The sequence below is a fragment of the Cryobacterium sp. MLB-32 genome, assembly GCF_000738085.1.
Taxonomy (GTDB): Bacteria; Actinomycetota; Actinomycetes; order Actinomycetales; family Microbacteriaceae; genus Cryobacterium.
Map to the genome: position 1 here is coordinate 1 of NZ_JPRS01000085.1, position 15,000 is coordinate 15,000.

Here is a 15,000-nt window from a genome sequence, read left to right on the forward strand (position 1 = left end):
AGCTTTCCGCGGTGACGGGAAGACGATAGAGACGTCATGACAACGATGGCCGCACGTTGCCGGGTGTTCACGTCTTGCTCATAGTCTCGAAAGGTTCTCAGTTACCGACACAGAAAGATAGATATGCTCAAGAAGATCGCCACTGGCGCAGTTTTTGTATCTCTCATGCTCAGTCTCGCTAGCGCGGCTCACGCAGATTCCGCCCGGTCCGAGGACGGCCCGAAGCACGACGACCGGGGTCATTCGCGGGATCAGCACTCGTCCGACAAGGACCGCACCGACGGTAAGAAAGACCACTCCGACGACTCCGAGCACGGTCCGTTCTCGTTCGCGGCCCTCGATGCCTCGGCATACGGGCAGGCCAGCAGCGACTGGACCGTTCCCTACCTGGTGCCCTCCGGATTCACACAGTCCATGGTTCAGGACGAGACGGTTCTCGATGTCTACCCGGGCGTCTCAGACCTGCATGACATGAACACACAGAACGAGACCGGCCGTGAGGCGGGTCGCTACCTGTACAACACCTACGAGGTCAACGACAACGGTGCCGTTGCCGTGACCGACCTCAAGACGGGCACGGCTACCGTCATCGCCCAGCGAGCCGACTGGAATCGACTCGACGGAATCCGCTGGACGTCGTGGGGCACCCTGCTGGTCACCGAGGAAACGCCGGGTGGCAAGGTCTACGAGCTCTTCCTCGACGAGAAGGACCTCACCAAGGTCACCAAGATCGAGGAGCGCACCGCTCTGGGCAGCCTGCGCCACGAGGGCATCGACGTGGACAAGGCCGGCAACGTGTACGTCATCGACGAGCTCAACGGCGGGTCGATCTACAAGTTCGTGCCGACCACCCGGGGGGACCTCTCAGCGGGCCAGCTGTACGCCCTCAAGCTCACCGATCTCGCCGACGCCGACCAGCTCTGGAACCAGGCCACGTTCACCGACAAGGTCGGGGCTTTCGAGTGGGTGACCCTCGACCAGAATCAGGTCGTCACGGATGCCGACGTTGCGTCGAACGCGGTCGCTGCGACGGAATTCGGTCGCCCCGAAGACGTTGAGGTCATCGGCAGCACGCTCTACGTCGCGAATACCTCTGAGGACCGAGTGATCGCGATTGACCTGAAGAAGAACGTGCTCACCTCGTTTGTCGAGGCCGGCGTCAACGTGCCGGTCGAAGACCAGGCCGCCGGCGTGACCGGTTTCAACAGCCCGGACAACCTGGCCGAAGGACCCGATGGTGCCCTGTGGATCGTTGAAGACAACAGCTTCAGCGACGTGTACCGCGCCGACAAGCGCACGAATTCCGCCGGTAACTCGAAGAGCGTCGACCTGTTCGCCTCCCTCACCGACCAGGGAGCAGAGACCACCGGGATCTATTTCGGTAAGAACCCGAAGGAGCTGTTCGTGAGCGTTCAGCACCCCGACAAGGCGCTCGCCGACGGCATCTGGAAGATCACCAAGGACTGATCAGAACACACCCACGCGGGGCCGTCGCCGCTTCCGCCGGGAATTGCCGTCACCGGCATTTCTCGGCGGGGGCGGCGATTGTGGTGCGAGTGCGATACCCCCATTGACAGGCCCCCTCACGTGGGTGATCCTCGACAGCGCATGTTCCTCGCGAAATCCCCGGTCGGATGTCGAACGAGCACCGCCGTCGTGTCTGACCCTGAAGGCCCCGCAGGGGCCGGAGAGGCACCCGCCCCGTGCTGCAGACAGCGAACGACCGGAGGTTGACCCGCTCATGATATTTCCACCGATTGCCGACTACGCCTTTCTTTCCGACTGCGAGGTGAGCACCCTCATCGCGCCGGACGGATCGGTGGAGTGGCTGTGCCTTCCCCGCCCGGATGCGCCGAGTGTGTTCGGTTCGCTGCTGGACCGAACGGCTGGGTCGTTCCGGTTCGGCCCAACCAATTCCACGGTTCCTGAGCAGCGGCGCTACCTGCCCGGCACCATGGTGCTCGAGACCACCTGGCACACACCGACCGGTTGGCTGACCATCCAGGACGTTCTCGTCATGGGTCCGCTGGAGGACCACCGGCGCGCCGGCTATCGGCGTTCGCCCGGCGACGCGATTTCGCAGCGCACCCTGCTGCGCATTGCGACCTGCTTCGACGGGCGTGTTGAGGTTGAGGTGAATTGCCTGCCGCTGTTCGAGTACGGCAAGACCCAGGGGGAGTGGCAATTCGACGGCCCCGGCTACGACCGGGCGAAGATGGTGCAGGGAGACCTGTCACTCATCCTGGGCGGCAGCATTCCACTCGGGGTCGTCGGTGCCCGCTGCACGGGGCGCACCACCCTCGAGGCCGGTGACTCGGCCTACGTCGCGATCTCCTGGGACAACGGCGTGCCGACCGGTCTTGACGACGCCCTCGGTAAACTCCGCCACACGGAGGAGTACTGGCGGGACTGGCTGAGCATGGCCAGTTTTCCCGACCATCGCTTTCGCCCCTATCTCGAGCGCAGCGCGCTTGCGCTGAAAGGTCTCAGCTATGCGCCGACCGGGGCGATCATGGCTGCCGCGACGACATCGCTGCCCGAGACCCCGGGTGGCGAACGCAACTGGGACTACCGGTACACGTGGATTCGGGACACGGCATTCATGCTGCGCGCCCTGCACGGGCTCGGGCTGAACTGGGAGGCGTTCGATTACTTCGCCTTTATCCTCGATGCCATGAGCGCGGGGAAACCGGGCGCACCGTGGGACCTCCAGATCATGTACGGGATCGGCGGGGAACGTGACCTCACGGAACACACTCTCGACCACCTGTCGGGTTATCGGGGTTCTCGCCCCGTGCGCACCGGAAATGGAGCCTTCGACCAGCACCAGCACGACGTCTGGGGAATGCTCCTCGATTCGGTCGAGGAGCACATCCGCGGCGGCGGGCAGATCACGCCCGGGGTGTGGGCGCACCTGGCCGAGCTCGTGGACACCGCGCTGGAACGCAGCGCCCAGCCCGACCAAGGAATTTGGGAGATGCGCGGAGAACCGCAGCATTTCGTGGCCTCCAAGGTGATGTGCTGGGTCGCGGCCGATCGGGGCGCACGGATCGCCGAGGGACGGGGCGATGCCGCGCACGCCGCTCGGTGGCGGGCAGCGGCCGACGCCCTCAAAGCGGACATCTGCGACCGCGGAGTGAGTGACCGCGGGGTATTCCGGCAGCACTACGACACGACGGACCTGGACGCGTCGCTCCTGCTGCTCCCGCTGATGGGGTTTCTGCCGCCCGACGATGTGCGCGTGCGCGCCACCGTGCTCGCGATTGCGGACGAGCTCACGGAGCAAGGACTCGTTCTGCGCTATCGGGTCGCCAGTACGGATGACGGGCTGAGCGGAGAGGAAGGCACCTTCAGTATCTGCTCCTTCTGGTTGGTGTCCGCCCTCTCGATGATCGGCGAATTCGACGCTGCCTCTGCTCTGTTCGAGAAGCTGCTCTCCTTCGCCGGGCCCCTCCACCTCTACGCGGAGGAGATCGACGCGTCGACCGGGCAGCATCTGGGGAACTTTCCTCAGGCCTTCACGCATCTCGCGTTGATCGACGCCGCCACCCGGCTGATCGAGGCGGAACAGGTGCGTGCAGCCACGCGGTTGGACGACGGGATCGAAGAGTACATGCGGTGAGGCCGACCCCGTCGCCACGCCGCGTCTCAGCGGAACGCGGGAAGGCCCGTGATGTGGTTGCCGATGACGAGGGTGTGCACCTCGTCGGTGCCCTCGTAGGTGCGCACGCTCTCGAGGTTGTTCGCGTGACGCATCGGTGAGTAGTCAAGGGTGATGCCGTTACCACCGAGAATGGTGCGTGCCTCGCGGCAGATCTCGATCGCCTCGCGGCAGTTGTTGAGCTTACCGATGGAGATCTGGTGCGGCCGGAGGCGCCCGGCGTCTTTCAACCGGCCGAGCTGTAGGGCGAGGAGGGTGCCCTTGTTGATCTCGATCGCCATGTCGACGAGCTTCTGCTGGGTGAGCTGATAACCGGCGAGCGGCTTGTCGAACGGCATCCGCTCCTGAGAGTAGGCCAGTGCCGTGAGGTAGCTGTCGCGTGCGGCACCCATGGCTCCCCAGATGATTCCATAGCGAGCCTCGTTGAGGCACTCGAATGGGCCGCGCAGGCCGGTCGCCGTGGGCAGGATGGCGTCGGCAGGAAGCCGCACATTGTCGAGCTCAATCTCGCACTGGATTGACGCGCGCATCGATAACTTCTGGGTGATGGCCGTGGCTGTGAAACCGGGGGTGTCGGTGGGCACCACGAAGCCGCGCACGCCCTCCGTGGTCATGGCCCAGATGATGGCGACCTGGGCGACCGTGGCCAGGCCGATCCAGCGCTTGGCTCCGGTGATGACCCAGTCGGTTCCGTCTCGGCGGGCGAAGGTGCTCATGCTGCCGGGGTCGGATCCCGCGCCGGGTTCGGTGAGGCCGAAGCAACCGATTGCCCGACCGGCGGCCATCTGAGGCAGCCACTCGTTCTTCTGCTCCTCGGAGCCATGCTTGTGGATGGCGCTCATGGCGAGCGAGCCCTGCACGCTCACAAAGGTGCGCAGCCCGGAATCCCCGGCCTCGAGTTCGAGGGCGGCCAGCCCGTAGTCCACGGAGCTGCGTCCGGGGCAGCCGTAGCCCTCGAGGTGCATGCCGAGCAGCCCCAGCTCGGCCATCTGCGGCACGATCTCAAGCGGAAAGACAGCGTCTTCGTACCACCGCGCGATATTCGGCTTGATCTCGGCGTCCACGAAGGCGCGCACGGATGCCCGCAGCGCGATCTCATCCCTCGTGAGCAGGGAGTCGATGTCGATCAGGTCGGCACTGTCTGTGAGGTCGGTGCCGGTTGCTGGGCCAGTAGTGTCGGTGAGGTCGAGTACGCCGGTCATGGGAGCTCCTTCTGGATGGTGGGTAGCGGGGCCGTTCTCGGCAGGATTGCGTGTGTCCGGAGCGTGTGTGTCCGGGGTGCATGTGTCCGGGGTGTTTGTGTCAGGAGTGCGGGTTCCGGGCTGCGTCGGCGATGTCATGGTAGCGGGACGGGCATGAGCAGGCCGTCGATGCGGCGGGGTACCTGCCACGGATTGCCGGGTTGCAGTGCTGGCGGCAAGAGGTCAGACGGCGCGTTCTGCAGCGCGACCGGACGAACGAACCGCCCGAGCGCGCCGGCGCCCACGCTCGTGGCTTCGGGCCGCGACGTGGCCGGCCACGGTCCGCCGTGCTGTTGCGACCAGCTCGTGGCCACCCCGGTGGGCCAGGCGTTCAGCGCAACCCGGCCGACCCGGGGCAGCAGGCGGCGCACGGCGGCGTCCCCATCGGCATCCGTTGCCTCGCCCGTGAAGACGGAGGCGGCAAGGGCGGGCTGCAGGCGGGAGATGGCGTCGAGCGCGCGGTCGACGGTGTCGTATTCGCAGACGAGCGCCACGGGGCCGAAGCATTCCTCGAGCAGTCGGGACCCGGGCTGCAGGTCGTCGAGAAGCACAGAAAAGACGCGGGGGGCGACGGTCGGCGTCTCTCCCGGCGTGGATTCCGAGGTCGTGCGGGCGGCGGCCGCGAGCTGATCGATTCCCGAACGGTAGCCGGCGGCGATTGCGGTCGTCAGCATGGGGGCGGTGGGCAGGAGGGCCAGTTCGCGGCGCACGGCGTGCAGGATTCCGGAACCGGCAGGGGTGAAGAGCAGACCGGGTTTGGTGCAGAACTGGCCGACTCCGAGTGTGAACGAGGCGGCAAACCCCGCGGCGATCTCTTCGGCGTGATCCCGAGCGGCGGCCGGGGTGACAAACACCGGGTTGACCGTGCCCATCTCGGCGTACACCGGGATGCCGCGAGCTTCGGCGCGGCGCCGGATGGCCATGCCGCCCGCTTGGCTGCCGGTGAAGGCGACGGCCTGCACTTCTGGGGCGTCGATCAGGCGCAGGCCGGCGTCGAAGCCGACCACCCAGGAGTAGGCGCCGTCGGGCGCGCCGGCCTCCACGAGGGCTTCGCCCACGAGCTCGCCGAGCCGAACGCTCAGTCGAGGGTGCGCCGGGTGCGCCTTGGCGACCACGGGGCAGCCGGCGCCGAGCGCCGACGCGACGTCGTGCCCGATCATGCCGAAACCGAAGGGGAAGTTGCTGGCGCCGAACACGGCGACCGGTCCGATCGGAATGTTCCACCGCGCCAGGGTGCTGTCCTGGGCGAGGGTTTCACTGCTCGCCCCGAGGTAGCTTCCCTCGAGCGCCACGTCCGCGTAGAAGCGCAGGCTCGTGACGGCCTTGGCGAGCTCGGAGCGCAGGCGGTCCGCGCCCAGTCCCGTCTCCTCGCCAGCGATGTGCACGAGCTCCTCGCGGTTGATGGTCAGGCACGCACCGATGGTGTTCAGCCAGATCGCGCGGGTCTTAGGGCTCGTTGCGGCGAGCAGAACGGCGGCAGCGTGGGCGGAGCGGAGAATCACGTCAATGGCATGCGGGGTGGTGTGGGCGACCTCGCCCCGGCGCTCGCCGGTGGCCGCGTCCATGCTCGTGTCGGTGCCTTCGGTGCCTTCGGTGCCTTCGGTGCCTTCGGTGCCTTCGGAGCCTTCGGTGGCGACCGTCGACCGAGGACCGGGAGATTCGTCAGACACCTGACGCGTTCGCTCACGCAGCTGTGTCTCAAGCTTCTGGGTATCCATTCGCTCACCGTATTGACCCGGGGAGTTCTTGACATCAGACATATCATCCTCAAGGCCGCATCGTTCTGGTTAGACTGACCAGCAATCGTCCGAAGGAGGGTGCATGGTCAGTCTCGCCCAATTGTGCGACAGGCTCGGAGCGGACCTGCGCTCCGCTGACGGCTCCGGCATCGCCAGTCGCAGCGTCACGGGCGTGCACATCTCCGAACTCGAAGACCCGACGCCGTATCTGCAGGGCGGCGAGCTGCTCCTGACCACGGGTATTCCGGTGACCGGCAGCGCCGACCGCATCGACCGGTACGTGCAGCGACTGGTGGACCGCGGCGTGCACACCCTGGGGCTGGGGCTCGGCGCGGGAACGGACGACGTGCCCGTCGAACTGCTTGCCGCGTGCCGGACGCACGGTGTTCAGCTGCTCATCGTGCCCGATGGCACCCCCTTCATGGCCGTCTCGCGCGCGTATTGGGACGTGGTGAACCACGACAAACAGACAGACTTCTCCGCGGCCTTGCGGCTGCAGACCTCGCTTGCGCAGGCCGTGGGACGGCCGGAATCGGCGGCATCCGTGGTGAAGGTTCTCGCGGAGGCCCTGGGTGGATGGGCCGCGTATCTGCCCGCAGATGGGGGCACGGAGACTATCTGGCCGGAAGCCGAGAACCACGTGCTGCCGCAGCTGCGCGAAGAGAGCAAGCGAATGAACCTGCAGGGGATGCACGCGGCCGCAACGTTTCCCCTCGACGGCGCTGACGTGATCGAGTATTCCGTTGTGGCGGACAAGCGCACGGCCGGTTTTCTGGCGGTCCGGGCGGGGCGGCCGTTCCGGCCTGCGGATCGCCAGCTCATGCTCACCGGGTGCATGTTGCTGTCCGTGACGGCCCAGCAGCAGTGGGAACGCGCGCGATCGCGCGCGGCTCGGGGGGCGGCCGTGGCGGCGCTGATTCTCGGCGGCCATGTGGAGGCCGCCCGGCTCGCGGCCGCCGAGCTGGGCTGCGACCAGCCGGGCGAGCGCGTGCGGCTGCTCGCTGCGCGCGGCGACGGGATCGACCGGCTGTCGACCCTCGAATTGTGCGAGCTCGTGGCGGCGATGGCAACCGGGGAGTCCGCGCAGGAGCTGCGCCGCAGCATCCGCCTGTCCGATCTGCGGTGCATGGTGAACGGGCTTTGCTATGTGGTCCTTCGGGATCGCGCGGAGGAGCCCTCGGTCGCCGAGGCGCCGTCCGTCGAAGACAGGCGGTATTCGGCCGCGATCAGTGGTCAGCTGACACTTGCGCAGGTGGAGGCGAGCGTGCGCGAGGTCGGCGGGGCGTGCATCCGGGCTGCGCCGGGGCGGCTCGTGGCCGTCGACGGTGCCCGAGAATCGGAGGCGCAGGCCTGGGTCGAGGCCCTGCGAACCTATGCGCGCGCCGATCTCGTGGAGACGGTGCGCTGCTACCTGCGCAACCGGGGCCAGTGGGAGGTCACGGCGCGCGAACTCGGCCTGCACCGCAATTCGCTGCGGCATCGCATCATGATCGCATCGAGGCTGATCGACGCGAACCTCGACGATCCGGATGTTTCGGCCAACCTCTGGCTGGCGTTGCGCGCTTAGGCCGGTTTCTCGGCCTGCAGCCAGTCGCGCACGGCGGCGCTGTGCTCGCCGAGCCCCGGGGGCGCCTGGGTGCGAGGTTCGAGCGGGGGAGTCCAGGTCACCGGGTGGCGGATCTGCCTGCCCACCGTGATGCCGGACGCGTCCTGCACGTCGATCGTGGGGGCCAGGCCGAGCGAGTCGGCGAGGGCGATGCCGTCACCGATCGTGCCGACCTGGCCGGCGGGCACCCCGGCCTGCGTGAGCCTCACCTGCCACACGGCGGCGGCATCCGTTGCCAACCGCTCTTCCAGGGCCCGCACCAGGGCGGGGCGATTGTGCACACGGGCGCGGTTGGTGGCGAAACGCTCGTCGGATGCGAGATGCTCGGCACCCAGCGTGACAGCGAGCTTGGCGAACTGGCCGTCGTTGCCGCAGGCCACTGCGAGAAGCCCGTCGGAGCATTTGAGGGTCTCGTAGGGAGCGATCGACGGATGCGTGTTGCCCAGTCGGGAGGGGGAGACATCGGCACCGAGGTAGGCCTGCGCCTGGTTGGCCAGTGCCCCCTGCAGGCTTGAGAGCAGGTTCACGTCGAGCCGAGCGCCGAGGCCGGTCGTGTGGCGGGCGTTCAGAGCTGCGAGCACGCCGATCGTGGTGTCTTTGGCGGCGAGCACGTCGATGAGGGCGACGCCGGCCTTCATGGGCGCACCCGTTTCTTCGCCGGTGATGCTCATCAGACCGCCGACCGCCTGCACCATGAAGTCGTAGCCCATCAGGTGGGCGCCGCCCGTGGTGCCGAAGCCAGAGATTGACGCGTAGATCAGGGCGGGGTTCTTCTCCCGCAGGGTGTCGTAGCCGAGGCCGAGTTTGTCCATGCCGCCGGGCTTGAAATTCTCGAGCAGCACGTCGGCCTTGAGCGCGAGTTCGAGGGCAACGGCGAGGTCGGCGGTATCGGTGAGGTCGAGGCAGATCGACTCTTTGTTGCGATTGACGCTTTCGAAATAGGTGGACCCGGTGCCGGAGAACGGCGGGCCCCAGCTTCTCGTGTCGTCACCGACGTGTGGCCGCTCGATCTTGATCACGCGGGCGCCGAGGTCGGCGAGGGTCATCGAGGCGAGCGGGCCGGCCAGCACCCGCGAAAAATCGACGACCAGGATGCCCTCGAGGGGGCGTGACACGGTGGCGTTCGAGTGTTCCGGCATGGGGCTCCGTTCGGGTGGCACTTCCCGAACCTACCGGGTTCGCTCGGCTCACTCCGGGACGATTCATCCCATCGCTTGTGCAGACTGCCCCAGCTCGCCCGCCCCGCACAAAACCGGTGACTTTCGCGACACGCCGTCGTTCGTGGCGGATCGTCCCGGTGTGTCTCAGATTCGCCGGTTTTAGGATGCGGACTGCGGACTGCGGACTGCGGACAGGGGCGCGTGCGGAACGTTCGGGGTGGCGGATGCCGAACCTTACGGGTGGCGGATGCCGTCCCCGTTCAGGAGGGCCCGATACCCCTCCTGGTAGCTCGGGTAGCGAAACGTGAAGCCCGTGCCGAGCAGCAGGCGGTTGCTGAGGCGCTTGTCGCCGCCGCGCTGGCTTTCGCGCCGGGCGCCATCGGTGCCGATCGTGACGGCGGGATCGCTGGAGGGCACCGGGAGTCCCATTTCGGCAGCGAGGAAGGTGATGACCTCGTTCATGGTGACCGGAGCACGATCAACACCGAGGTAGAGGGGAGCCGGAGCGTCGTCGCGCAGCAACAGATGCACGATCGCGGCGGCTGCGTCGTCCCGATGGATGCGGTTCGTGTGCCGCGACGGGGCCGACAGGCGCGCCGCGCCGTCGCGCACCTGCGTGATGAGGCGCTCGCGGCCGGGGCCGTAGATACCGGCGAGGCGGAGCACCGTGGCGGTGGGAATGCGGTCGTGCAGCATCTGCTCGGCCTCGAGCAGAAGTGCGTCGGTACCCGGTTTCGGGGTCGCGGGAGTCTGCTCGTCGACCCAACTGGCGTCGTTCACGTCGTACACCGCGGTGGACGACACCAAGAGCACCCGTCGCGGTGCGGCGCCGGCTTCGTCGAGGGCATCGAGCAGATTGCGAAGGCCGTCCACATAGGCGGCCCGGTATGCCTCGGGGGTGGGCCGTCCAGCGGCGATGGCGATCACGACGAACTCGGTATCGGCCGGTATCACGGGCCTGGCGATGCTGAGGTCGACGGACTGGCCGGTGATGGCGGCGGGGAGCCGATCGGCGCTGCGGCGCAGTCCCACCACATCGTGCCCGAGTTCAGCGAAGCGCAGGCCCACCTCTGTGCCCAGGTCGCCGCATCCTGCGATCAGTACCGTCATGTGACTCCTTCGTTGTCTGCCACGCTAGCGGCCCGAGCTGGGCGGCGGATGTCGGCCGTCGGCTCCCGCGCGAAAACGAAATTGTCGGCACGCACGGCTCTGTGCCCCCGAAACTCGGTCGGATTCTTCCGTATCCCTCAAAAACTCCACTTCTTTTCGACCCGAGTTCGAATTTACGAGCGAAATTTGCTCAAGACTGCACGTACGTACCTGAAACAAAAATCGTAGTAAGACAACTGAGACTCTGGAGAAGACCATGAAAGTAGCGGTATTTCGAGAACGAGATCCGGGGGAGCGGCGCGTCGCAGCAACCCCCGAATCGGTTCGCCAGCTCGTGAAGGCCGGACTCGACATTGTGGTCGAGTCCGGTGCGGGCGATGCGGCAGGGTTTCCTGACGCGGCCTACAGAGACGCCGGGGCCTCCGTGGAACCGAGAATCAGCCTGACCGAGATCGATGTTCTGGCGCACGTGCGCCCCCTCAATGTTGAGGTGATTTCTGCCCTGCGGGAGGGCACGATCACCGTGGGTCTCGCCTCGCCGGCCAACCACCTCGATGTGGTCACCCAGCTGCACACCTCGGGCATCACAGCCTTCGCGCTCGAACTCGTTCCCCGAATTTCACGTGCTCAGTCGATGGACGCTCTCACCTCGCAGGCACTTGTGGCTGGATATCGATGCACCCTCGAAGCTGCCATGCGCCTGCCGCGGTTCTTTCCGCTCTTCATGACGGCCGCGGGAACCATCCCGCCGGCAAGGTGCTCGTGCTCGGCGCCGGGGTGGCCGGATTGCAGGCCATCGCCACGGCCAAGCGGCTGGGTGCCAAGGTGTCTGCGTATGACGTGCGCGCGGCATCCGCTGACGAGGTGCGCTCCATGGGCGGCACGTTCGTCGATCTCGGGCTCGACACCGCCGAAGGAGGGGGCGGCTATGCCAAGGAACAGGCCGACGACCGGGCGAAACGCCAGCAGGAACTGCTGACCCCGTACGTCTCCGACGCTGACGTCGTGATCACGACCGCGGCCATTCCCGGACGCCCGGCCCCGAGACTGCTGACGAGCGAGATGCTGCTCGGGATGCGTTCCGGTTCGGTCATCATCGACCTTGCGGCCGAGAGCGGCGGCAACGTCGAGGGCAGTGTCGCCGGAACTGACGTCACGATCGAGGTGGCCAGCGGCCGCGTCACGCTCGTGGGAATGAAGGACGTCGGCTCATCAATGCCCTTTGACGCGTCACGCCTGTACTCCAAGAACGTCTCGAATCTCATTGAGCTGATGACGGTCGACGGAGTGGTCGCTCCGGATTTTGACGACGAACTCGTGCGGGGCGCCTGCCTCACCCGCGACGGCACTGTTCTGCACGAACCCACCCGGCAGTCACTGGCCGCCCTAGCCACGCAGGGAGTGTCGTAATGGAACCCATGAGTCTGCTGTCCATATTCGTGCTGTCCGTCTTCATCGGCTTCGAGGTCGTCTCGAAGGTTTCCAGCACGCTGCATACGCCGCTCATGTCGGGCGCCAATGCCATCCACGGAATCATCCTGGTGGGTGCCATCGTCGTGGCCGGCCAGGCCGACAACGTGGGCATTCTTATCTTCGCCCTCGTCGCGGTGCTGCTTTCCACGATCAACCTCGTGGGTGGATTCGTCGTCACCGACCGCATGCTGGAGATGTTCGCGGGCCGCAAGACCACCGCCCCGCAGGGAGGGAAACGATGAATATTCTCTCTTCGGAATGGACCACGGGCCTCTATCTCGTGGCCGCGGTGTGTTTCATCCTTGCGCTGAAGGGCCTGGGATCGCCGAAGACCGCCCGTCGCGGCAACGCGATCGGTGCGGTCGGCGCCCTCATCGCCCTCGTCACCGTGTTCCTGTCGACGCAGCTCGACAACATCCTGCTCATCGTCGGCACCATGGTGGTCGGTGCGGCGATCGCCGCACCGTTGTCTCGCCGGGTGCAGATGACGGCCATGCCGCAGCTCGTGGCGCTGTTCAACGGGGTCGGCGGTGGAGCGGCGGCCATCGTCGCACTGCTCGAACTGCCTCACGTTGAATCGGCTGGCGCGTCGCTCGCGGTGGTCTTCACCGTGCTCGTGGGTGGCGTTTCATTCTCCGGTTCATGCATCACGTTCGCGAAGCTGCAGGGGCTGATTCCCACCAAGCCGTTGATCTTCCCGGGTCAGCGCTGGGTTATGGCGCTCGTGCTCGTCGCGGCGGTTGCCCTCGGTGCGGTCATCGTGACCAACTCGTGGATTCTCGGTGCCACCATCCTGCTTGCCGTGGGTCTGATCGCGGGTGTTCTCCTGGTCAACCCGGTCGGTGGTGCGGATGTGCCGATCGTCATCTCCCTGCTCAACGCGTTCACCGGTCTTGCGGTCGCCGCGTCGGGGCTCGTGCTCGGCAACGTGCTGCTGCTCGTGGCGGGCACGCTCGTGGGTGCCAGTGGAACGATCCTGACGCGCGCCATGGCATCCGCTATGGGGCGCAGCGTCAGCGGGATCATCTTCGGCGCGTTCAAGGGCGGGTCCACGGCCGGTTCCACCGAGATCTCCGAGCGTCCCGTACGTTCCTCGTCTGCGGAAGACGTGGCGATCCTGCTCGGCTATGCCCAGCGCGTGATCATCGTTCCAGGCTACGGTCTGGCTGTGGCGCAGGCGCAGCACACCATGGCCGAGCTCGTCGTGACGCTCGAGAAGATGGGTATCGAGGTCATCTTCGGAATCCACCCTGTGGCCGGACGCATGCCCGGGCACATGAACGTGCTTCTCGCCGAAGCCAACGTGCCGTATGAGGTGCTGCAGGAGATGGACGAGGTGAACCCGCAGTTCAAGACCGCCGATGTGGCGCTCGTGGTGGGAGCGAACGACGTCGTCAACCCGGCGGCGAAGTCGAGCCCCGGGTCGCCCATCTATGGCATGCCCATCCTCGAGGTGGGCCTCGCACGCCAGGTTGTTTTTCTCAAGCGGTCTATGCGTCCCGGTTTCGCCGGAATCGAGAACGACTTGCTCTACGAAGACCAGACGACCCTGCTCTTCGGTGATGCCAAGGACTCGCTGACCAAGGTGCTGACCGCCGTCAAGAACCTCTAGTCGCGGTTGTTCGGAGGAGGCGCCCTCGGTGATGAACCGGGGGCGCTTTCAGCGACGAGGACTGTCTCCTGCTCGCTGAACCGACGGGCCATCGTTTACCGTGGCGAGCTTCGGGGCGAGCTTCGTGGCGTACTTCCTGCACGACAGCGGGCACCACCTGCACCACCTGAACGACGTGGCTGGCGTCTAGCCTCCGCCCCCACAATGTGCGCCGCGAGTGGGGGCGAACCCCGCTCCCGGTGCGCAGTCCCTTCTCACGTTCCTCGGCTTGCCCTTCCGTGGTGGTGGTGCGCGACGATGTTAATCGTTCGTCGCGTTCGTCGTGGGCGTTAGAACGGTGCTGTGTTGAGGCCGGTGTTGGGGATCTTCCAGGGGTCGAGCCAGGTGTTTGGTTTCGTTGCTGGTTCGGTCGTGGGGATGGTGGGTCTGATTCGGGTGGCGGGGTGGGTGGCGTAGTGCTTGCCGGCCGGGCTGGTCCAGTTCAGGGTGCCGTCGGCGCCTTGTTCAACCGCCCACCCGGTTTCGTGTTTGACCCGGTGGCTGCGTTTGCAGAGGTTGGCGAGGTTTGAGAATACGGTTTCGCCGCCTGACTCCCAGGGGATGGTGTGGTCGATGTCGCAGTCCTGCGCCCGCCGGTTACACCCGGCGGCGCGGCACGATCCGTCGCGGAGCTGCAGCCAGCGCCGGAGTTCATTGGGCACCTTGTACTTGGTACGTCCGAACGAGAGCACCGCGCCCGTCTCCGGGTGGATGAGGATGCGGGTGAAGCTCGATGCGGTGCCGGCGATCCTCCGGGCGGTTTCCGGGTCGATCGGCCCGAACCCCTCCAGAGTGCCGGGTTCCTCACTCTTACCCATCAGGGTGAGCACGGGGACGGTCACGTAGACGTTGCCGCGGATGCCGGCGCCGAGCCCCGTCGCGGTGACGCCGCCCAAAAGCAGGTCGACGGCGACGTCGGTGCGCAGTTGCGGGAGCGTGCGGGGTTCGTCAGTCAACTGGAGGTTCTTCGCCATCGCTTCAACCCGGTCCCTGATCGCACTGGCGTCTTCATTGCTCAGGGTCATTTCGAGGTACGCCATGCCGTCACGGCCCGGGCCGACAAAGAAACACCGATCAGCCAGGGCGCGTTTGTGCCGCACGGTGATCGACTCCGGATGCGTGAGTTCGCGAATGCGGATGGCCTTCTTCGTGAACTGCGGCACCGTGAGCGTTTCACTCTCGGTCAGGGCCTCTCGTTCGAAGTCCTGCCAGGCTTCATCGGGGAGGGCCAGAACGTTGTCGATGATGACCTCGACGTGGCGGTAACTGATGTCCCCGCGCGTCAGGGCTGCTCGGGTGGCGGGCAGCTTGTGCTGCAGGAGTTCGCTGTGGCACATGAGGTTGCGGGCGCAATTCTCC

Annotated in this window: 11 protein-coding genes and 1 pseudogene; 7 read left to right on the top strand and 5 right to left on the bottom strand. The window is 66.4% G+C overall.

Annotated features, from left to right (window positions below; genetic code table 11):
- Positions 1 to 123 precede the first annotated feature (123 nt).
- Positions 124 to 1,467 (top strand): alkaline phosphatase PhoX, encoded by a 1,344-nt coding sequence (locus JF66_RS10315; RefSeq protein WP_051973400.1) that lies wholly within the window; start codon positions 124 to 126, stop codon positions 1,465 to 1,467.
- A 274-nt stretch (positions 1,468 to 1,741) separates the two neighbouring features.
- Positions 1,742 to 3,622 (top strand): glycoside hydrolase family 15 protein, encoded by a 1,881-nt coding sequence (locus tag JF66_RS10320; RefSeq protein WP_051973401.1) that lies wholly within the window; start codon positions 1,742 to 1,744, stop codon positions 3,620 to 3,622.
- Positions 3,623 to 3,648: 26 nt separating this feature from the next.
- On the opposite strand, the gene JF66_RS10325 is transcribed toward JF66_RS10320, so the two are convergent.
- Complete coding sequence (locus JF66_RS10325; RefSeq protein ID WP_035877614.1) at positions 3,649 to 4,863, bottom strand: acyl-CoA dehydrogenase family protein; 1,215 nt, start codon at positions 4,861 to 4,863, stop codon at positions 3,649 to 3,651.
- Positions 4,864 to 4,997: 134 nt separating this feature from the next.
- The gene (locus JF66_RS10330) at positions 4,998 to 6,620 is read right to left on the bottom strand and encodes an aldehyde dehydrogenase family protein (RefSeq protein WP_197059385.1); all 1,623 of its coding nucleotides are present in this window, start codon (positions 6,618 to 6,620) and stop codon (positions 4,998 to 5,000) included.
- Positions 6,621 to 6,723: 103 nt separating this feature from the next.
- On the opposite strand from JF66_RS10330, the gene JF66_RS10335 reads away from it, so the two are divergent.
- Positions 6,724 to 8,208: a PucR family transcriptional regulator gene (locus JF66_RS10335; protein ID WP_035877616.1), complete on the top strand. Its 1,485-nt coding sequence runs from the start codon at positions 6,724 to 6,726 to the stop codon at positions 8,206 to 8,208.
- Here the strand turns inward: JF66_RS10335 and JF66_RS10340 are convergent.
- Positions 8,205 to 9,386 carry a CaiB/BaiF CoA-transferase family protein gene (locus tag JF66_RS10340; protein ID WP_035877617.1) on the bottom strand — a complete coding sequence of 394 codons (1,182 nt, stop codon included), beginning with the start codon at positions 9,384 to 9,386 and terminating at the stop codon, positions 8,205 to 8,207. The two genes, JF66_RS10335 and JF66_RS10340, sit on opposite strands and share 4 nt — an antisense overlap.
- 255 nt (positions 9,387 to 9,641) lie before the next feature.
- The gene (locus tag JF66_RS10345; protein WP_035877619.1) at positions 9,642 to 10,517 is read right to left on the bottom strand and encodes an SDR family oxidoreductase; all 876 of its coding nucleotides are present in this window, start codon (positions 10,515 to 10,517) and stop codon (positions 9,642 to 9,644) included.
- A gap of 256 nt (positions 10,518 to 10,773) precedes the next feature.
- Between JF66_RS10345 and JF66_RS25290 the strand changes: the two are divergent.
- The 4 genes and pseudogenes from JF66_RS25290 to JF66_RS10360 all read left to right on the top strand — a co-directional run.
- Positions 10,774 to 11,124, top strand: a pseudogene (locus tag JF66_RS25290) (NAD(P)(+) transhydrogenase (Re/Si-specific) subunit alpha); the annotation flags it as partial.
- Positions 11,125 to 11,192: 68 nt separating this feature from the next.
- Positions 11,193 to 11,927, top strand: a complete 735-nt coding sequence (locus JF66_RS25295; protein ID WP_369797997.1) for a hypothetical protein — start codon at positions 11,193 to 11,195, stop codon at positions 11,925 to 11,927.
- Positions 11,927 to 12,232 carry an NAD(P) transhydrogenase subunit alpha gene (locus JF66_RS10355; protein WP_035877621.1) on the top strand — a complete coding sequence of 102 codons (306 nt, stop codon included), beginning with the start codon at positions 11,927 to 11,929 and terminating at the stop codon, positions 12,230 to 12,232. The genes JF66_RS25295 and JF66_RS10355 overlap by 1 nt, the downstream gene beginning before the upstream one ends.
- Positions 12,229 to 13,602, top strand: a complete 1,374-nt coding sequence (locus tag JF66_RS10360) for an NAD(P)(+) transhydrogenase (Re/Si-specific) subunit beta (RefSeq protein ID WP_035877623.1) — start codon at positions 12,229 to 12,231, stop codon at positions 13,600 to 13,602. The genes JF66_RS10355 and JF66_RS10360 overlap by 4 nt, the downstream gene beginning before the upstream one ends.
- A gap of 329 nt (positions 13,603 to 13,931) precedes the next feature.
- Here the strand turns inward: JF66_RS10360 and JF66_RS10365 are convergent.
- On the bottom strand, positions 13,932 to 15,000 hold a 1,069-nt coding region (locus tag JF66_RS10365; protein WP_156109736.1), incomplete at its 5' end, for an HNH endonuclease signature motif containing protein.